Below are 16,997 nucleotides of genomic sequence, written 5' to 3' on the forward strand. Positions count from 1 at the left end.
GCAGATCGCTGCGCGGCAAGAAAGCGTGCTTGAAACCAGGGCTTCGGCGCTCAGGCCGCAAGCGCCTCGCGGGCGTCCAGCGAAGCGTGCGCGGGTGCGCCGTCGGGCACGCCGAGCGTGCGCAGCGCAGCGCCGCACGCCTCGACCACGCGACGCATGACGTGCTCGTCGAGCGCGCCGATACAGCCGATGCGGAAACTCTCCACGTTCGTCAGCTTGCCCGGATAGATGATGAAACCCTGCGCCTTCATCAGCTCGTAGAAGCGTTCGAAACTGAACGACGCATGCGCGGGCGAAAAGAACGTGACGATGATCGGCGAGCGCCACGCTGCGGTCAGCAGCGGCTCGAAACCGAGCGCGCGCAGGCCGTCGACCATCACATCGCGGTTGCGCGTGTAGCGCGCGAGGCGCCCCGCCTGCCCGCCTTCGATCTCGAACAGACGCAGCGCTTCGAGAAACGCGGCGACCGCGTGCGTGGGCGGCGTGAAGCGCCACTGGCCCGTCCGGTTCATCACGTCCCACTGATCGTGCAGATCGAGCGCGAGCGAATGGCTGTTGCCCTTCGCGGCTTGCAGCGCGCTTTGCTTCGCGATCACGAAGCCGAAGCCCGGCACGCCCTCGATGCACTTGTTCGCCGAGGACACGAACGCTTCGCACGGCAGCGTGCGCACGTCGAGCGGCACGGCGCCGAATGCGCTCATCGAGTCGATCAGCAGACGGCGGCCGTGGCGCGCGGTCACTTCGGCGATTTCCTCGATCGGATTGAGGATGCCCGAGCTGGTTTCGCAATGGACGACCACGACGTGCGTGATGTCCTCGTGCGCGGCGAGCAGGCGATCGACGTCGGCGGCGCGCGGCGGCAGGTAGTCGCCCGTGTCGTGCACCGTGTGGCTGCGGCCCAGATAGCGCAGCGTGGTCGCGATGCGCTTGCCGTACGCGCCGTTGGCGAGCACCAGCGCGTGGCCGTTGCGCGGCACGAAGCTGCCCAGCATCGCTTCCACGCAGTAGCTGCCGCTGCCTTGCAGGGGCACGCAGTCGTAGTCGCCGTTTGTGTCGCCGGCGACGGCCAGCAGTGCGGCGCGCAGACGCGCCGTCATCGCGCGGAAATCGGCGTCCCACGAGCCCCAGTCGCGCTGCATCGCGGCTTTGGTCGAGGCGGCCGTGGTCAGCGGGCCGGGCGTCAGCAGGTACGGATCGGCGTGGGTGTTCAAGGCGGTGCTCCAGTCAATCGTCAGCTCGGATGCCGCTACGGTACGCGAATGAAACCCATCGGTAAAATCGATATAATCGATGAGAGTATCAGCCGAACTTATGGTCTGCCGATGACCGTTTTAAGGCGATTCGATGAATTTTCGATGATGTGCGCGAAGGAGAATCTGCCATGCAGTACGCGCAGTTGCGGGCTTTTCATGCGGTCGCCGAGCACGGCGGGTTTTCGCGCGCCGCGCAGGCGCTTTCGCTCACGCAGCCGGCGGTGTCCGACCACGTGAAGCGGCTGGAGCAGGATTTCGGCGTGAAGCTGTTCGAGCGCGCGCCGCGCGGCGTCGAGCTGACCGATCTCGGGCGGCGGCTCTATGCCATCACGCGGCAAATGGTCGGCGGCGAGCGCGCCGCGCGGCGGCTGCTCGAATCGGCGGGCGCGCTCGAATCGGGCGAACTCGCGCTGGTCGCGGACGCGCCCGATCTCGCGATCAAGCTCGTCGGTGCGTTCCGGCGCCGTTATCCGGGCGTGGTGGTGAAGCTGGCCATCGCGAACGCCACGGAATGCATGCGCCGCGTGCTGGCGAGCGAAGTGGACGCGGCGATCACGGCGGCGCATCAGGTGCATAGCCGGCTGGAGACACGCGTGCTGCGCGAGGAGCCGCTGGTGGCGGTCGTGCCCGCGGACAGTGCAGCGGCGAAGAAGCGCCGCATGACCTACGAGGAACTGGTGCGCGAGCCGATGATCTTTCGCGAAGCGCATTCGGTCACGCAGCAACTGCTCGAAGCGGAACTGGTGCGCAAGGGGTTGCAGGTGCATCCCGTGCTGTACGTCGATGGCCGCGAGGCGCTGCAGACCGCTATCGCGCAGGGACTGGGCGCGGGCGTCATCGCGGGCGCGGAGTTCGGCGAGTCGCGGCGCATCCGCGCAATCGCTTTGGTCGACTGCCAGGTGCGGATGGTCGAGTCGCTGACGCGGCTCGCGGATTCGTCGTCGAATCTGCTCGATGCGCTGTTCGACACGCCGCTCGATTGAGCGGCGCGGGATGGGTGCAGTGTCGGTGCTGCGTTGGCGCTACGCCACCACGATATCGGCGCCGACTTCGTGCAGCAGGTCGCGCAAGGTTTCCGCCTGATCCATGCGCGCGCCGTGCCGTAGATGGATGCGCAGCGCGCGGCCCTCGATGCCGTCGATCGGACGCACGAGCCGCAGCTCCAGTGCGAGACCGAGACCGTCGGGCGCATCGGCCTCGACCGGTTCGACGACGCGGGGCGAGAAACAGGCGGATTCGGACATGGCGCGGACCTCGTCGGTGAAAGGCACGGCTCATCGTAACCATGCGCTCGCGCCGCGCCAAACGAGAAATCCGCGTATGCAAATGAGCGCGCGGCGGGAGACGTTTGCTGCGCGCGCGTTTTGCGCCGTGGATCGCGGCGCGCATGAAATCACACCGTTGTCCGGCTGATGCAGGTGGTCGGCACCGCCGCCGGCGCGTATGACAAACAAGTGGCACACTGCACGGACCGTTCCGCCCAGTGTGTGGACGGGATCGGCCGGTGCGCCGATCGACAGGAACAGTTTATGGAACGCCCTTTCACCGATCGCCGCGAGGCAGGCCGCCTGCTCGCGGCGCAACTCGCGCCTTATGCCGGGCGCCGCGACGTCGTCGCGCTGGCGTTGCCGCGCGGCGGCGTGCCGGTCGCTTTCGAGGTCGCGCAGGCGCTGGGCGTGCCGCTCGACGTGCTGCCCGTGAGCCGGCTCGGCACGCCGTGGCAACCCGAACTCGCGATGGGCGCGCTGTCCTCGAACGGCGCGCAATACGTGAACGACGCGCTGATCCGGGAAGCCGGCGTGAGCGAGGCGCAATTGCAGAGCGCGCTGGCGCTCGCGCGTATCGAACTCGGTCGGCGCGAGGCGCGTTATCGCGGCGAACGCGCGGCGCTGCCGGTCGCGGGACGCGTGGCGCTGCTGATCGACGACGGCATGGCCACGGGTGCGTCGCTCAAGGCGGCGGCGCGCGCGCTGGCGACGCTCGGTCCGGCGCGCATCGTCGCCGCGCTGCCGGTGGCGCCCGCGGGTGCGCGCGCCCGGCTCGGCGACGCCGTCGACGATCTGGTGTGCGTGCAGACGCCGGCGTCGTTCATCAGCGTCGGCCAGTTCTACTTCGATTTCGATCAGGTCGACGACGAGACCGTGCGCGAGTTGCTCGACCGCGCGGCGAACGCGGGTGCCTGACACAGCAGCCTGACGCGCACACGTTGCCCGCGCAGCGTTTCTATCCCGATCACGCCGAACGCATCACGCCGGATGCACCGGCCTGGACGCCTGCTCGCCCACCACGGTCTGCCAGGGCCGCACGCCCCACGACTTCACGAGCCCCGCGCGCACGTAGGGATCGGCTTGCGCGAAGGCTTCGGCGGCCGCCGGGCTGTCGCCCTGGAACAGCAGCAGCGCCGTATCGGTCGGCTCCGCGAGCGCGCCCGCGAGCAGCAGTTCGCCGCGCTGCGCCGCGTCCCATGCGAGACGCAGATGCTCGTCGCGGTAGGCGCCGCGGCGTTCGAGGTAGTCGTCCACGAGGTCGTATTTCAGCAGGTAATGCATGGTCGCTCTCCGTTGGCGCCGGTCGTCAAAGGCGGAATGACGAATCGGCGGGATGGTGGATCAATCGTCAACAATGGTCAGGCGAAGGCGGTTTCGACGCCGTCTGCCGGTGATTGTGCCGCACGCGCGTCAACCGAAGGCATCATCAGCTCGTTTTCAGGTTGGCTTTGCCATAATGGTCGCGGCGATGGGCAATGACGATCCGGCCTGCTCGCACCACGAACCACAACGTCCAAATCCCATGGGAGTGAACGATGAAGATGCAATCCGTCATTGCTGCAATCGTGCTGGGCGGCGTGTTCGCCGCGCCGGCGTTCGCACAGACCGCCGCGCCCGCTGCGCCGAACAGCCAGCAGTCGAAAATGAAGACCTGCAACATGCAGGCCGGCGACAAGAAAGGCGACGACCGCAAGGCCTTCATGAAGGACTGTCTCTCGGCGGGCGGCGGCGCGCCGGCGAAGATGACGCAGCAAGAGCGCATGAAGGCGTGTAACCAGCAGGCCGGCGACAAGAAAGGCGACGATCGCAAGGCCTTCATGAAGCAGTGTCTTTCGAACAAGGGCTGATCGCACGCCCGATCGCGCAGGGGTCCTGAACGACTCGCTTTGCATCTGCGCTGCGCGTACTTTTCGTTCCCGCGACGCGCCGTGGCTCATGCTGCGGCGCGTCGTTTTTCATGGTGCGCCGCACAGTACGATGCACAGCGCGATGCGCACGCCCTCGCCCCTGCGCCGACGCCGCGTTTTTCTCCTATGATGGCTCCAGCGGCCGCCCTTCCGTTACACGAAAACGCACGCCCTCGGGCCGCCGCCTGGACGCGAGAGTCTGGATGATGCGCACGGCATCGCATGGAGGCGCGGATGGTCTGGAGATACAAGAATCGGTGGTTCCGCCGCTGGCTGGTGGTGATCGTCTTCTGGCTTGTGCCGGTGATGATCGTCGCGGTGCGCGAGATCCAGGACGAGATGGCCTATAACCGCGCCGATCTCCAGCGCGCACTCACCAGCTGGACATTCACCGACGCCGAACGCAGCGCCGGCGCGCCGCTGCACTGTCGCGGCACGCCTCAGGCCGCGCGCGCACAAGGCTGCCCGGCCGACGTGCTGGCCGAAAATGCCGCGCGTCACGCCGACGCGCTCAGCGAATACGCCGTGCGGCGCGCCACGCTCATGACCTACCTCTGGCATGCCTTCGTCGGCTATTGGGTCGTGCCCGCGGCCGGCCTGCTCGCGATCGGCGTCGTGCTGGGCGGCGTCAAGCGCGCACTGCGCCGCCCGGCGGCCGCCGCCAAACCCCTGCCGGAACGCTGATTTCTCCCCTGCGGCGCGGCCCTCGCCTGCCCGGAACGCCTGTCCCGGCTCAAACGGCCGGATTCGGACCCTGTGATATAAATGTAAGGCTGACTCCGTCATCGGCACGGCCATGGCGGTAAGGCGTCCGGAAAACAGAACGGAGAAGAATATGCAAGCACGTCGCTTCATCCTGAAGACTTCCATCGCGGTCGCACTCGCGGCCTCGGCTCTCGCAGGCTGCACCACCACCGGCAACCAGCCGCCCACCGAACAATCCAACGACTCGCGCCGCCAGTCGATCGACGCCAGCGTCGACGGCACCATGTCGCGTCTGTATCAGACCGTGCCGGGCTCGCGCGAACTCGTCGGCAAGGCGCGCGGCGTGCTGGTGTTTCCCTCGGTGGTTCAGGCTGGCATCGTGGTGGGCGGCGAGCACGGCGATGGCGCGCTGCGCGTAGGCGGCGGCACGGTGGGCTACTACAGCACCACGGGCGCGTCGGTGGGCGCCACGCTGGGCGTGCAGTCGAAAGCGGTCGTCTATCTCTTCATGACGCAGGACGCGCTCGACAAATTCCGCAATTCGGACGGCTGGTCGGTGGGCGGCGACGCCTCGGTCGCGCTCGTGAAGGTCGGCGCGAACGGTTCGATCGACACCACCACGGCCACCAAGCCGGTCGAGGTTTTCGTGCTGACCAACAAGGGCCTGCTCGGCGACCTCTCGCTCGGCGGCACCAAGATCTCGCGCCTGAAACTCTAAGGCGCGGCAAGTCGCGCCCGGCACGCGCGCAATGCAAAACCGGCGGCCCATGCCGCCGGTTTTTTCATGCTCACCACGCCATGCTCAGGTCGCGGACGTGTCGATCACCTTGAAGCGCGAGCGCTTGTTCGCGCGGATCACCGCCTGATACGCCTCCACGTATTCCTGCGCCATGCGGCGCGACGTGAAGCGTTCTTCAAAACGTTGCCGCACGCCCGCGCGCGGCACGCGTGCCAGGCGGTTCACGGCGGCCACCGCGCCAATCTCGTCCTCGACGATGAAGCCCGACACGCCCTCGTCCACGACTTCCGGCACCGCGCCGCGATTGAACGCGATCACCGGCGTGCCGCAGGCCATCGCCTCGATCATCACGAGCCCGAACGGCTCCGGCCAGTCGATCGGAAACAGCAGCGCATGCGCGCCTGAGAGGAATTCGGCCTTCTGGCTATCGTTGATTTCGCCGATAAACTCGACGAACGGTAGCGCGAGCAGCGGCTTGATCTCGCGCTCGAAATACTCGCGGTCGGCTTCGTCGACCTTGGCGGCGATGCGGATCGGCAGGCCACAGCGCTCGGCGATGCGAATCGCCGTATCCACGCGTTTTTCCGGCGAAATACGGCCGAGGAACGCGAGATAACGCTGCTCGACCGGCTGCGGCGTGTAGAGGTGCTCGGGCAGCCCGTGATAGACCGTGCGTAGCCATTTGGCCTGCGGAATGGGCTGGCGTTGCGCGTTCGAGATCGAAATCACGGGCGCGGTATTGAACGTGTCGAAGACCGGCTGATGCTCGGGCAGATCGAGACGGCCGTGCAGCGTGGTCACGAACGGCGTTTCCTGGCGCTTGAACACCGAAAACGAGTAGTAGTCCATATGGAAGTGCAGCACGTCGAACTGGTCGGCCTGGCGGCGCACGAGTTCCATCAGCAGCATATGCGGCGCGACCCGGTCGCGGATGCTCGGATCGAGCCGCAGCGCGCGTGGCCAGACGGCTTCGAGCTTCGCGCTCGTGACCGAATCGCCGCTGGCGAACAGCGTGACGTCGTGGCCGAGTTCGACGAGCGCCTCGGTGATGTACGACACGGCGCGTTCCGTGCCGCCATAGAGCTTGGGCGGGACCGATTCGGTCAGCGGGGCGATCTGCGCAATTCTCATCGGGTTCTCCAGCGAGTGTCTCCGGCAACGGCTGTCGCGAGGGCGTTGGCGATGCAACCTTCCAGCGCATCGACCGATTATGGGGCCGCACGGCTGGCCCACGAATGCCCCGGTTGCGCGCGCACCACATACGCCAAGCCAGGCCGGGACAGAACCGCCCGTCCCTAATCAGCCGATGCAGCCGATGCAGCCGATGCGCGCGCGCCATCTTCATTATTCGGGAAGCGGCCTGGTCGGGCCGCAACACTTTCAATTGTTATACAGACTTACACGCGGATACATCCTCGCTTTCTCGCATGGTCCGCGCGCCAGAGTGCGATTACGCGATTACGCGACTGAGCGCGGCAAGCACAATCAACGTAACGGCCACTTCCAGGCGGGCACGTCGAGCGCATCCTCGTCGGCGAGCGCGGTCGCGCCGAGGCGCCGTTCCAGCACAATCGACTGGCTGCCCGCCTCGCGTTCGAGCGCGGCGACCAGCCGCGGCGCATGCGAGACGACCAGCACCTGCGACTGCGTCGACGCCCGCGCGATCAGCCGCGCAAGCGAGGGCAGCAAGTCCGGATGCAGGCTCGTTTCGGGCTCGTCGAGCACCAGCAGCGCGGGCGGACGCGGGCTCAGCAGCGCCGCCGCGAGCAGCAGATAACGCAGCGTGCCGTCGGACAGCTCCGCGCCGCGCAACGGCCGCAAGAGCCCGTCCTGGCGCAGCGCCACCTCGAAACGCCCTTCGTGGTTCACGATCTCCGCGCGCGCGCCCGGAAACGCATCGCCGATCGCCGCATCGAGCGCCGCGCCGTCGCCGATCTCGCGGATCGTCTGCAAGGCGGCGGCGAGGTTCGCGCCGTCGTCGGAAAGCACCGGCGAATGCGTGCCGATCTGCACCTGACGCGCGGCCGCCTGCACGTCGGTGCGGAAATGATCGTAGAAGCGCCACGAGCGGATCTGCTCGCGCACCGCGATCATCTCGGGCGCGCTACGCGGGTCGGCGAACTCCGTCATCATGCTGTCGAAGCTCGCCACCGGCTGGGCGAGCGTGGTCCAGTCGTCGCTTCCCCCGCGTCCGCCGCCCTCGCCCCGGATGCGGATCATCGGCCCCTGACGATCGACCAGCAACGCCGACGGCCGCAGGATCGGCCCGCTCCAGATGCATTCGCGCTTGATCACCGGATCGAGCGCGAACTGCGAGGTGGACGCCGGCGGCGGCAAGCCCAGATCGATCGCATAGCCGAAGGTCTCGCCCGCGAAACCGAGCTTGAGGCTCACCGCGTCCTTGCGCACCGTGCCCTGCACCGCGTGCTCGCCCGCACTCACGGCGCGCGAGAAGCGCTCGGGTCCGGCCCAGAGCGTCGATTGCAGACCGCCCTCGCGCGCCAGCGACGGAATCACACCGCCGCGCGCGGTCAGCGCGAGCAGCCGCAAGGCGCGATACAGATTCGATTTGCCACTGCCGTTCGGTCCCGTGATGACGTTGAGCGAGCCGAGCGGCACGATGAGTTCGCGCAACGAGCGGTAGTTGGCGATGGCGAGCGTGGTGAGCATGTGTCGATGAGCCGAGGCGCGTCGGGTGTGAAGATCCACGCAGGATCATACGCAATCGACGCGCGACGGCAGGCAACGATGCAACGATGGGCCCAACCTTAGCGCTGATGCGGCACGCGCGCGAGATCGCTGAGGAAACGGTCGCGCCACACGCCGAGGTCGTTGCGGCGCAGCGCCTCCATATTGGTGTGATAGCGCTCCTTGCGTTCTTCGAGCGGCATCGAGAGCGCGTGCTCGAGCGCCTCCGACATGCCCGTTGCATCGTGCGGATTGACGAGTAACGCGCCCGCGAGTTCGGCGGCCGCGCCCGCGAAAATCGACAGCACCAGCACGCCCGGATCCTCGGGATTCTGCGCGGCCACGTATTCCTTGGCGACGAGATTCATGCCGTCGTGCAACGGCGTGACGTAACCCACCTGCGACTCGCGGAACAGCGACATCAGCTTCCAGCGGTCGTACTGCTGGCTCAGGTAGCGGATCGGCGTGTAATCGAGGCCCGAGTAGCGGCCGTTGATGCGCCCCGCCTCGCGCTCCAGTTCCTCGCGAATCACCTTGTAGCTGGCCACATCCGAACGCGTGGGCGGCGCGATCTGCACGAGCGTGACTTTGCCGCGCCATTCGGGCGAATGTTCGAGCAGTTGCTCGAAGGCCTGAAAGCGCTCGACGAGGCCCTTCGAATAGTCGAGCCGGTCCACGCTCATGATGAGCTTGCGTCCTTCGAGGCTCTGCTTGAGATCGAGCACGTGCTGGCGGCTTTCGTAGCGCGCGGCCTGCTCGGCGATCTCGTCGGGAAACACGCCGATGCGGTACACGCCCGTGTGCAACGTGCGTCCGTACGCTTCGAGCACGCCCTCCTCCTCGACCTCGCCGGCTGTTTCGGCGCCCTTGCCCGGCTTCGTGGCTTCGCCCAGTTCGCGCACCGTGCCGTGCGCCTCGCGCGCGATGTAGTCGTGAAACGCCTGCTGGTCGTTGCGCGTCTGGAAGCCGAGCAGGTCGTAGCAGCACAGCGATTTCACGAGTTCCTCGTGCGGCGGAATCGTCTGCAGCACCTGCGGCGAGGGAAACGGAATGTGCAGGAAAAAGCCGATGCGGTTGCGCACGCCTTCCGAACGCAGCGCCTCGGCGAACGGAATCAGATGGTAGTCGTGGACCCAGATGATGTCGTCGGGCTCGATCAGCTTGACGAGCTTGTGCGCGAGCCAGGCGTTCACGCGGCGATAGCCCGCGTATTCGTCGCGCTCGTAGCGTGCGAGGTCGTTGCGGTAGTGGAACACCGGCCAGAGCGTGGCGTTCGAAAAACCGCGGTAGTACTGGTCGTAATCCTTCTTCGTGAGACCGACGGTCGCGAACGTCACCGGTCCTTCCTGATCGAGCGTCGGGCCCGCGTTCGCCACCGTCTCGCTCACCACGTCGCCGCTCCAGCCGAACCACACGCCGCCCGCGTCCTTGAGCGCGCCGAACACGCCCACGGCGAGGCCGCCCGCCGAGCCTTTGGTTTCGGTGGGCGTCGCCACGCGGTTAGAGACGACTATCAGTCTTGCCATCGTGCTTTTCCTCCACGGATCGCCTGCTTCGCGATGTCTTCTCGTTGTTCAATTTCAGTTATAGGCCGCGCCGGGTTTGCATCTGCGTTTGCATCTGCGTTTGCATTCGTCGCTGCGCGTTGCCTCTCTTTCGCCTCGTCTTGCAACCGACGTTTCAACCGCGCTCTAACAGATCTAACGCGACGGCGCCGGCTCCTCCGCCGCGCGCGAGCCGCTGTCCGCCACCGGATCGGCTTCGGTGTTGGCCGCCGTGCTCGACGCCGCATTCGCACCGCTTCGCGACCCGCGCCGCGTGAACGCCGGCAACTCGCCCGTCGGCGCTTGCGCGCCGCTCTCCACGTCCGCCGACACCTCGGCGCGCGCCCGCGGCAAATATTGCGGATAGTGCGCGTTGATGAAGTCGAACAGCCCTTCGCGCACGCGGCATCGCAAATCCCAGTTCAGCCCCGAATCCTGCGAGCTGACGAGCACGCGCAACTGCATCGCGCGCTCGTTGGCATCGGTGACCTGCAGCACCTGCACGCGTTTGTCCCATTCGGGCGCGCGCTCGACGATGCGCGCCAGTTCCTCGCGCAGCGGCGCGAGCGGCGTGCGGTAATCGAGCCACAGAAACACCGAGCCGATGATCTGCGAGCTGCTGCGCGTCCAGTTCGTGAACGGATTCTCGATAAACCATTGCAGCGGCACGATCAGTCGCCGCTGGTCCCAGATGCGCACCGAGACATACGTACCGGTAATTTCTTCGATGCGCCCCCACTCGCCCTGGATCACGACCACATCGTCGAGCCGGATGGGCTGGGAAATCGCGATTTGCAGACCGGCAATCAGATTCCCCAGCACGGGGCGTGCCGCGATACCGGCGACCAGACCGGCGACGCCCGCCGACGCCAGCAGACTCGCGCCGATCTGGCGCACGTTCGGGAAGGTCATCAGCGCCGCGCCGAGCCCGAAAATGATGATCACGACCATCACCGTGCGCGCGAGCACGCGCGCCTGCGTGTGGATGCGGCGCGCCTGCAGGTTGTCGGCGATATCGAGCGGATGCGCCGCGATAATCGCCTCGCCGATGGCCGCCGCGCAGCGCACGGACAACCACGTCATGGCGGCGATCAGCGCAAACGCGCAGAGCTCACGCAAGGTGCTGATGAAGTGCAGCGTGTCGGGCGCCTGCCACCAGACGAACTCCAGCGCGAGCACGGCGAGCACCATGCGCGCGGGCGGGTTCACGAAGCGCACGAACACGCTCGCATACGGATACGGCCGCGCGAGCCGGCGCACGACGCGCGCGCCGAGCCAGTGCACAGCGAAAGCGAAGGCCAGCGCGATGGCGCTGACGAGGAGCGTGCCGAGCCAGTTTTGCAACGGGGCGTCGGTCAGCCGGGAAAAGTCGTCGAGAGTGGGCATCGGTGGCCAGTTCCTCCTGCGCGTGGCGACCTGGTGGAAACGGCACGGGCGGCAGGCCCGCGGGCGAGACGGCGCAGCAGCGGCGGCGCTTTCGGCATGCGGCGGCGTCACATCGTGGCGGCGTGGCAACGCGGCGTCGGCAAAAGCCGGGCCCGTCAGGCGTAACGCTACGCGAATGCGTGTAAAAACGCGCTCAAGATTGCGCCGATGGTGCGACTCATGCGGCTAATGCAGCTGGTGCGGATCGAGCGAGCGGCGCGCTGCGCGAGACGCGGCGGCCCGGAAAAGCCGCCGCGCAGGAGAATCGACTGGCGATTGCGCCGTTGGTTCAACGGCGCTACGGATGCGAGGTGATACGGCGGAGGTTGCGGCAAAAGACGGGCAGCACGGCCGGACGCGGCCGTGCCGAGGCGGCCATCAACTGCCCGTCTTGCAGGGAAACGCCTTGCCGAGCCCAAGCGAAATCGCCGTGCTGGCGTTGTAGCCCGCGATGTTCGGGTTGTCGGCGATGTACTTGCGCACGGCGTCGGTCAGCTGCGCGGAGCGCGCATCCGCCGGCAGGCAGAAGTATTGGCCGACGCGCGGGCCGGTCGTGCCGCCGATCGCGTCGATGGTGTTGAAGATGCCGTCGGCGGCACCTTCGATATACGCCGCGCACGCACTGCGCGAGGCCACGTCGGTCTTCGAGCAAAGGCGGTTGAGGTCGCTTGCGGTGAATGCGAAAGCCGAGAGCGGCAAAACGAGCGCGCCGGCGCAGAACAGAGCCCGCAGCATGGTTCTCCTTGAATCGTCGTGTGGTGCGGCGCCCCTGCGCCGCGCGCCGCCCGCCGGTGCGCGCGTGGAGCGCGGCTGCCGGCAAGGGGCAATTTCGCTATTGTGCACTGTTTTGCATAACTGCCGCTCGGGTCCGGTTCGCGCCGCACCCGCGCGGCCGTTGCGCGCGAGGCCGCGTGGCAGGCGGCCCGGGGTGCGGTCGAGCGCTGACTGAGCCGTTATCGGCCCGTTATTGCGCCGCCTGCCCCATGCGCGCCGAGAGGTCCTTGATCGCATCCGGCGCCTTGTACTGCTTGGCGAAATCGAGCGCGTTCATGCCGATCTGGTTCTTGGCCTGCAGATTCGCGCCGTGATCGAGCAGCAGATTCGCGGTGCTCATGTGATCGCCGCGCGCGGCCATCATGAGCGGCGTGGTGCCGTTCGGCGACTGCGCGTTCACGTCGGCCGAATAGCCGATCAGCAGCTTCGCGACATCGTCGTTACCGTTCGCGGCCGCGTAGTGCAGCGGGGTCCAGCCCTGCTTGTTGACGTCGGCGCCCTTGGTGATGAGCATTTTCACGAGGTCGACGTCGCCGTTCAGCGAAGCCAGCATGAGCGCGTTTTCGCCCGCCTTGTCCTGCGCGTTGATCTTGATGGCCGGGTTGTCGAGCAGCACCGCCGCGACCTTGTCCGACTTCTCGCGGGCGGCCAGCACGAGCAGCGGCATGCCCTGGTCGTCGGTCGCGTTCGGGTCCATGCCGTTGGCGATGTCCTTGGCGACGCCCTTGTCGTCGTCGAACTTCACGCCTTTCACGAGCGAATCGATCGGCGCGGCGTGGACCGGCGCGCTGACGAGCACGGCGGCGCCCATGCCGAAAGCAAGCGCGGCAGCGACGCGGCGCACGGCGGCGCCCCGGACGGTTTGCGCGGATTTCACGGTGGACAGTTGCGAATTCGAGTTCATGTCAGGCCTTAACGTTATTCGATATCTGATTGATAACACGCCGTTTTTTCAGCGGCATTGCCCGTAGCGGCTGCGTTCAGGCCGAAGCCGGAATCTTGAAGAGCCGGAAAAAATTCTGCGTGGTGGCAGCGCCGAGTTCGGCGTCCGGCAATCCGCGTTGCTGGGCAATGAATCTTCCGACATGGCTGACGTACGCAGGTTCATTGGGTTTGCCACGAAATGGCACTGGCGCAAGATACGGCGAGTCCGTTTCGATCAAAAGACGCTCGATCGGCACGCGGCGCGCCACTTCCTGCACATCGGTCGCGCTCTTGAAGGTCACGATGCCCGACAGCGAAATGAAGAAATTCTGCGCGATGGCGCGTTCGGCGATCGCCCAGGGCTCCGTGAAGCAGTGCATCACGCCGCCCGGCTCGCCCGCGCGCTCCTCTTCCATGATGCGCAGCGTGTCCTCGGAAGCGGCGCGCGTGTGGACGATCAGCGGCTTGCCGGTGGCGTGCGCCGCGCGAATGTGCACGCGAAAGCGCTCACGCTGCCATTCCATGTCGTCGATGGTGCGTTCGCCCAGACGGTAGTAATCGAGCCCCGTTTCGCCGATCGCCACCACCTTCGGGTGTTTCGCCAGCTCGACGAGGTCGGCGACCGAGGGCTCCTGCACGTCTTCGTGGTCCGGATGCACGCCCACCGACGCGTAGACGTTCTCGTAGCGGCTCGCGATATCGAGCACCGAGGGCAGCGTCTCCAGATCGACCGAGACGCACAGCGCGTGCGTCACGGACTGCTCGCGCATGTTTTCGAGCACCTGCGGCAGCCGGTCGGCGAGGCCCTCGAAGTTGATGTGGCAATGCGAATCGACAAACATGGACAAGTCCTGCGGTGAAAATCGTTAAGGCTAAGCGAGGCTCAAGGCCAGCGCGGCGCGCTGTGTGATCAAACGCGCATCAAATACGCGTCAGGCGAACATTTCACGATAGCCGAGAAACAGTTCCTCGAACACGAGCCGCGCATTGAGCGGATGGTTTTCGATCGCGCGCTGACGCGTCACGGTCTTCATGTAGCGCGCGAGCGCCGGGCTGTCGAGCTTCGCGGCGCAGCGCCCGAGCGCGGCCGCCGACTGCGGGTAATAGCGCGGACGGCCCGCCGTGCGTTCGGCCAGCAGATCGTAGACCCAGCGCTGCAACCAGCCGAGCACCAGCGGCACCGGCAGCTTTTGCAGCGTCTCGCCGCAGGCGAACGGATCGCAGGCCGGGCCTGCGGCGAGTTGGGTGAGCGTCCAGTCGCGCAGCGTGCGGTTTTCGTCGCTCGCGAGCGCGAGTGCCGCAAGCGGCGCGCCGCCCGCTTCGGCCAGCAGCCCGACCGGATCGTCCACGCCCTGCTGCGCAAGCCAGGCCTGCGCCTCGGCAGGCGCGGGCGTGCTCATCGGCCACTGGCGGCAGCGGCTGATGATGGTCGGCAGCAAACGGTCGATGCGCGCCGAGACCATCAGGAACACCACGCCCGAAGGCGGTTCCTCCAGCGTTTTCAGCAGCGCGTTCGCGGCGGCGACGTTGAGCGCTTCGGCCGGATACAGCACGACCACGCGCATGCCGCCGCGATGCGAGCCGACGCCCGTGAAATCGAGCAGCGCGCGCACCTGCTCGATGCGGATTTCCTTGCTGGGCGCGCGCCCTTTCTTGCCTTCGTCGTCGCCCTTGTCGGCTTTCTCGGGCTTGCCGTCGCTGTCGTCGCCCGTCGGGCCGACGAGGCTGGCGAGCGCTTCGGGCACCACCGCGCGGTAATCGGGATGATTGCCCTGCTCGAACCAGTGGCACGCCGGGCAGGCGCCGCACGGCTGACCGTCGGGGTGCGGCGACTCGCACAGCAGCCCCTTCGCCAGATGCTGGGCGAACTGGAGCTTGCCGATGCCGGCCTGGCCGTGCAGCAGCAGCGCATGCGGCCAGTGGCTGCGCAACTGCTGAAGGCGTTCCCAGTCGCCGCTCTGCCACGGATAGATCATATTTAGAATCAATCAGTTAGGCGAAGTTCGCGAGATTTCGCGCGAACCACGCCGTTCATATAACTTCGCCAAATAACGCTTTGCAATCAGAGCGTTGCGATGATCTGCTCAAGCTTGGCGCGAATTCCGTCGATGCTCTGCGAGGAATCGACGATCGCGAAGCGGTACGGCGCCTCTTCCGCGCGGCGCAGGTACTCGGCGCGCGTGCGCGTGAAGAACGCGTCGGTCTCGCTTTCGAAGCGGTCCGGCTCGCGCGCCGCGCCGCGCCGCTCGCTGGCGGTGTCGGGTGCGATGTCGAACAGGATGGTCAGATCGGGCTGAAAACCGCCCTGCACCCAGCGTTCAAGCGTTTCCAGCTTGTCGCGCGGCAGGCCACGGCCGCCGCCCTGATAGGCAAAGGTCGCGTCGGAAAAGCGGTCCGACAGCACCCAGTCGCCGCGTGCGAGCGCCGGCTCGATCACGCGCGCGAGATGCTCGCGACGCGCCGCGAACATCAGCAGCGCCTCGGTTTCGAGGTCCATCTGCTCGTGCAGCAGGAGGTCGCGCAGCGATTCGCCGAGCGGCGTGCCGCCCGGTTCGCGCGTCATGACCACCGTGCGGCCGCCGGCAGCGAGCTTGTGCTCGAGCTGCTCGCGGAACCAGGCCAGATGCGTGGTCTTGCCCGCGCCGTCGATGCCCTCGAACGTGATGAATCGGCCACGCGCCATTTAGTTACCCCGGATGTATTTGTCGACGGCCTTGTTGTGGTCGACGAGATTGTCGGAAAACACGCTGCTGCCGTCGCCGCGCGCCACGAAATACAGCGCGCCGGTCGCCGCCGGATTGAGCGCTGCCTGCAATGCCGCGGCGCCGGGCAACGCGATTGGCGTTGGCGGCAGTCCTGGGCGCAGGTACGTATTGTAAAGAGTGTCGGTTTGCAGATCGCGCTTGTGCAGACGCCCCAGATAGCCCGCGCCCATCCCGTAGATCACCGCCGGATCGGTCTGCAGCGGCATGCCCACCTTGAGGCGGTTCGTGAATACGGCGGCCACCAGCGGACGGTCGCCGGCCTTGCCGGTTTCCTTCTCGACCAGCGAAGCGAGCGTCAGCGCCTCGTACGGCGACTTCAGCGGCAGACCCGGCGCGCGCGCGGCCCATGCCTCGTTCAGATGCGTCTGCATGAGCTTATAGGCGCGGCGGAAGACGTCCAGATCGCTCGAACCCTTGTCGAACAGATAGGTGTCGGGGAAGAACAGGCCCTCGCCGCTGCCCTCGGGCGAAGCGGGCGCGCCGATCGCCGTCAGAAGCTGGGCGTCGTTCATGCCCGCGGTGTCGTGGCGCAGCGCCGGATTCGCGTCGAGCTCGTCGCGCATGCGCTTGAAGGTCCAGCCTTCGATGATGGTCGCGACGTATTCGTTGACGTCGCCGAGCGCCATCTTCTGCAGCACTTCGTAGGGCGTGATGCCCGCCTTGAATTCGTAATTGCCCGATTTGAGATGGCTCTGCAGGCCGAGCGCGCGGGTCATCAGCACGAACAACTGGGGCTGGACCGGCACGCCGCCGCGGCTCAACTGGGCGGTAACGCTGCGCACGGTGCTGTGCGGCTTGATGGTGACGTCGAGCTGCTGGACCGCGAGTGCAACGGGCGTGGTGGCCCAGTACCAGACACCGCCTGCGGCGGCTGCGCCCAGCACGGCGCACGCAACGCCGGCGGCAAGGCATTTCTTCAGGAGGGACATGGAAACATGACTCAGGGGGACCTCATATAATAACTGCTTGCCCTCGCTAAAGTCAGGATTGACTGTTCCCCGAATC

Annotated in this window: 18 protein-coding genes; 5 read left to right on the forward strand and 13 right to left on the reverse strand. The window is 66.7% G+C overall.

Features of this window, described 5'->3' with window-relative positions; all coding sequences use genetic code 11:
• Positions 1-50: 50 nt before the first annotated feature.
• Positions 51-1,211 carry a 2-aminoethylphosphonate--pyruvate transaminase gene (locus G5S35_RS07185; RefSeq protein ID WP_408583728.1) on the reverse strand — a complete coding sequence of 387 codons (1,161 nt, stop codon included), beginning with the start codon at positions 1,209-1,211 and terminating at the stop codon, positions 51-53.
• Positions 1,212-1,381: 170 nt separating this feature from the next.
• Here G5S35_RS07185 and G5S35_RS07190 point away from each other — a divergent pair, with 170 nt between their 5' ends.
• Positions 1,382-2,236, forward strand: a complete 855-nt coding sequence (locus tag G5S35_RS07190; RefSeq protein ID WP_065065511.1) for a LysR substrate-binding domain-containing protein — start codon at positions 1,382-1,384, stop codon at positions 2,234-2,236.
• 39 nt (positions 2,237-2,275) lie between these two features.
• On the opposite strand, the gene G5S35_RS07195 is transcribed toward G5S35_RS07190, so the two are convergent.
• Positions 2,276-2,497 carry a hypothetical protein gene (locus G5S35_RS07195; RefSeq protein WP_065065512.1) on the reverse strand — a complete coding sequence of 74 codons (222 nt, stop codon included), beginning with the start codon at positions 2,495-2,497 and terminating at the stop codon, positions 2,276-2,278.
• A 285-nt stretch (positions 2,498-2,782) separates the two neighbouring features.
• Here G5S35_RS07195 and G5S35_RS07200 point away from each other — a divergent pair, with 285 nt between their 5' ends.
• Positions 2,783-3,436, forward strand: a complete 654-nt coding sequence (locus G5S35_RS07200; RefSeq protein WP_074984145.1) for a phosphoribosyltransferase — start codon at positions 2,783-2,785, stop codon at positions 3,434-3,436.
• A 63-nt stretch (positions 3,437-3,499) separates the two neighbouring features.
• Here G5S35_RS07200 and G5S35_RS07205 read toward each other — a convergent pair whose 3' ends face one another.
• A complete protein-coding gene (locus G5S35_RS07205) occupies positions 3,500-3,802 on the reverse strand; it encodes a YciI-like protein (RefSeq protein ID WP_065065513.1) in 303 nt (100 codons plus the stop codon).
• Positions 3,803-4,056: 254 nt separating this feature from the next.
• Here G5S35_RS07205 and G5S35_RS07210 point away from each other — a divergent pair, with 254 nt between their 5' ends.
• The 3 genes from G5S35_RS07210 (at position 4,057) to G5S35_RS07220 (ending at position 5,851) form a co-directional block, all read left to right on the forward strand.
• The gene (locus G5S35_RS07210) at positions 4,057-4,368 is read left to right on the forward strand and encodes a PsiF family protein (protein WP_065065514.1); all 312 of its coding nucleotides are present in this window, start codon (positions 4,057-4,059) and stop codon (positions 4,366-4,368) included.
• 294 nt (positions 4,369-4,662) lie between these two features.
• Positions 4,663-5,112, forward strand: a complete 450-nt coding sequence (locus tag G5S35_RS07215; RefSeq protein ID WP_065065515.1) for a hypothetical protein — start codon at positions 4,663-4,665, stop codon at positions 5,110-5,112.
• 151 nt (positions 5,113-5,263) lie between these two features.
• A complete protein-coding gene (locus G5S35_RS07220; RefSeq protein WP_065065516.1) occupies positions 5,264-5,851 on the forward strand; it encodes a BPSL1445 family SYLF domain-containing lipoprotein in 588 nt (195 codons plus the stop codon).
• A gap of 84 nt (positions 5,852-5,935) precedes the next feature.
• Here G5S35_RS07220 and G5S35_RS07225 read toward each other — a convergent pair whose 3' ends face one another.
• The 10 genes from G5S35_RS07225 to mltG form a co-directional block, all read right to left on the reverse strand.
• Positions 5,936-7,003: a glycosyltransferase family 4 protein gene (locus tag G5S35_RS07225; protein WP_065065517.1), complete on the reverse strand. Its 1,068-nt coding sequence runs from the start codon at positions 7,001-7,003 to the stop codon at positions 5,936-5,938.
• Positions 7,004-7,357: 354 nt separating this feature from the next.
• A complete protein-coding gene (locus tag G5S35_RS07230) occupies positions 7,358-8,542 on the reverse strand; it encodes an AAA family ATPase (RefSeq protein WP_183038777.1) in 1,185 nt (394 codons plus the stop codon).
• A gap of 98 nt (positions 8,543-8,640) precedes the next feature.
• Entirely contained in the window at positions 8,641-10,086 is a 1,446-nt protein-coding gene (gene otsA, locus G5S35_RS07235) for an alpha,alpha-trehalose-phosphate synthase (UDP-forming) (RefSeq protein ID WP_065065519.1), read from the reverse strand.
• Between the two features lie 174 nt (positions 10,087-10,260).
• Positions 10,261-11,490: a mechanosensitive ion channel family protein gene (locus G5S35_RS07240; RefSeq protein WP_183038778.1), complete on the reverse strand. Its 1,230-nt coding sequence runs from the start codon at positions 11,488-11,490 to the stop codon at positions 10,261-10,263.
• A gap of 417 nt (positions 11,491-11,907) precedes the next feature.
• Positions 11,908-12,264: a Rap1a/Tai family immunity protein gene (locus tag G5S35_RS07245; protein WP_065065521.1), complete on the reverse strand. Its 357-nt coding sequence runs from the start codon at positions 12,262-12,264 to the stop codon at positions 11,908-11,910.
• A gap of 229 nt (positions 12,265-12,493) precedes the next feature.
• Positions 12,494-13,207, reverse strand: coding sequence for an ankyrin repeat domain-containing protein (locus tag G5S35_RS07250; RefSeq protein ID WP_065065522.1), 714 nt, complete (start codon positions 13,205-13,207; stop codon positions 12,494-12,496).
• 76 nt (positions 13,208-13,283) lie between these two features.
• Complete coding sequence (locus G5S35_RS07255) at positions 13,284-14,069, reverse strand: TatD family hydrolase (protein WP_065065523.1); 786 nt, start codon at positions 14,067-14,069, stop codon at positions 13,284-13,286.
• A 90-nt stretch (positions 14,070-14,159) separates the two neighbouring features.
• On the reverse strand, positions 14,160-15,203 hold the full coding sequence (locus G5S35_RS07260; RefSeq protein ID WP_183038779.1) for a DNA polymerase III subunit delta': 1,044 nt from the start codon (positions 15,201-15,203) through the stop codon (positions 14,160-14,162).
• Positions 15,204-15,289: 86 nt separating this feature from the next.
• Positions 15,290-15,910 (reverse strand): dTMP kinase, encoded by a 621-nt coding sequence (gene tmk / locus G5S35_RS07265; protein ID WP_065065525.1) that lies wholly within the window; start codon positions 15,908-15,910, stop codon positions 15,290-15,292.
• A complete protein-coding gene (mltG, locus tag G5S35_RS07270) occupies positions 15,911-16,921 on the reverse strand; it encodes an endolytic transglycosylase MltG (RefSeq protein WP_074984152.1) in 1,011 nt (336 codons plus the stop codon). It lies immediately after the preceding gene.
• Positions 16,922-16,997 lie beyond the last annotated feature (76 nt).

The organism is Paraburkholderia tropica (assembly GCF_014171495.1).
GTDB lineage: Bacteria > Pseudomonadota > Gammaproteobacteria > Burkholderiales > Burkholderiaceae > Paraburkholderia > Paraburkholderia tropica.

What these genes read in the sequence shown, in the direction of transcription:
- G5S35_RS07190 (WP_065065511.1), top strand. Translation starts at nt 1,382, where the DNA reads ATGCAGTACGCGCAGTTGCGGGCTTTTCATGCGGTCGCCGAGCACGGC.
- G5S35_RS07195 (WP_065065512.1), bottom strand. Translation starts at nt 2,497, where the DNA reads ATGTCCGAATCCGCCTGTTTCTCGCCCCGCGTCGTCGAACCGGTCGAG.
- G5S35_RS07200 (WP_074984145.1), top strand. Translation starts at nt 2,783, where the DNA reads ATGGAACGCCCTTTCACCGATCGCCGCGAGGCAGGCCGCCTGCTCGCG.
- G5S35_RS07205 (WP_065065513.1), bottom strand. Translation starts at nt 3,802, where the DNA reads ATGCATTACCTGCTGAAATACGACCTCGTGGACGACTACCTCGAACGC.
- G5S35_RS07210 (WP_065065514.1), top strand. Translation starts at nt 4,057, where the DNA reads ATGAAGATGCAATCCGTCATTGCTGCAATCGTGCTGGGCGGCGTGTTC.
- G5S35_RS07215 (WP_065065515.1), top strand. Translation starts at nt 4,663, where the DNA reads ATGGTCTGGAGATACAAGAATCGGTGGTTCCGCCGCTGGCTGGTGGTG.
- G5S35_RS07220 (WP_065065516.1), top strand. Translation starts at nt 5,264, where the DNA reads ATGCAAGCACGTCGCTTCATCCTGAAGACTTCCATCGCGGTCGCACTC.
- G5S35_RS07225 (WP_065065517.1), bottom strand. Translation starts at nt 7,003, where the DNA reads ATGAGAATTGCGCAGATCGCCCCGCTGACCGAATCGGTCCCGCCCAAG.
- G5S35_RS07230 (WP_183038777.1), bottom strand. Translation starts at nt 8,542, where the DNA reads ATGCTCACCACGCTCGCCATCGCCAACTACCGCTCGTTGCGCGAACTC.
- otsA (WP_065065519.1), bottom strand. Translation starts at nt 10,086, where the DNA reads ATGGCAAGACTGATAGTCGTCTCTAACCGCGTGGCGACGCCCACCGAA.
- G5S35_RS07240 (WP_183038778.1), bottom strand. Translation starts at nt 11,490, where the DNA reads ATGCCCACTCTCGACGACTTTTCCCGGCTGACCGACGCCCCGTTGCAA.
- G5S35_RS07245 (WP_065065521.1), bottom strand. Translation starts at nt 12,264, where the DNA reads ATGCTGCGGGCTCTGTTCTGCGCCGGCGCGCTCGTTTTGCCGCTCTCG.
- G5S35_RS07250 (WP_065065522.1), bottom strand. Translation starts at nt 13,207, where the DNA reads ATGAACTCGAATTCGCAACTGTCCACCGTGAAATCCGCGCAAACCGTC.
- G5S35_RS07255 (WP_065065523.1), bottom strand. Translation starts at nt 14,069, where the DNA reads ATGTTTGTCGATTCGCATTGCCACATCAACTTCGAGGGCCTCGCCGAC.
- G5S35_RS07260 (WP_183038779.1), bottom strand. Translation starts at nt 15,203, where the DNA reads ATGATCTATCCGTGGCAGAGCGGCGACTGGGAACGCCTTCAGCAGTTG.
- tmk (WP_065065525.1), bottom strand. Translation starts at nt 15,910, where the DNA reads ATGGCGCGTGGCCGATTCATCACGTTCGAGGGCATCGACGGCGCGGGC.
- mltG (WP_074984152.1), bottom strand. Translation starts at nt 16,921, where the DNA reads ATGTCCCTCCTGAAGAAATGCCTTGCCGCCGGCGTTGCGTGCGCCGTG.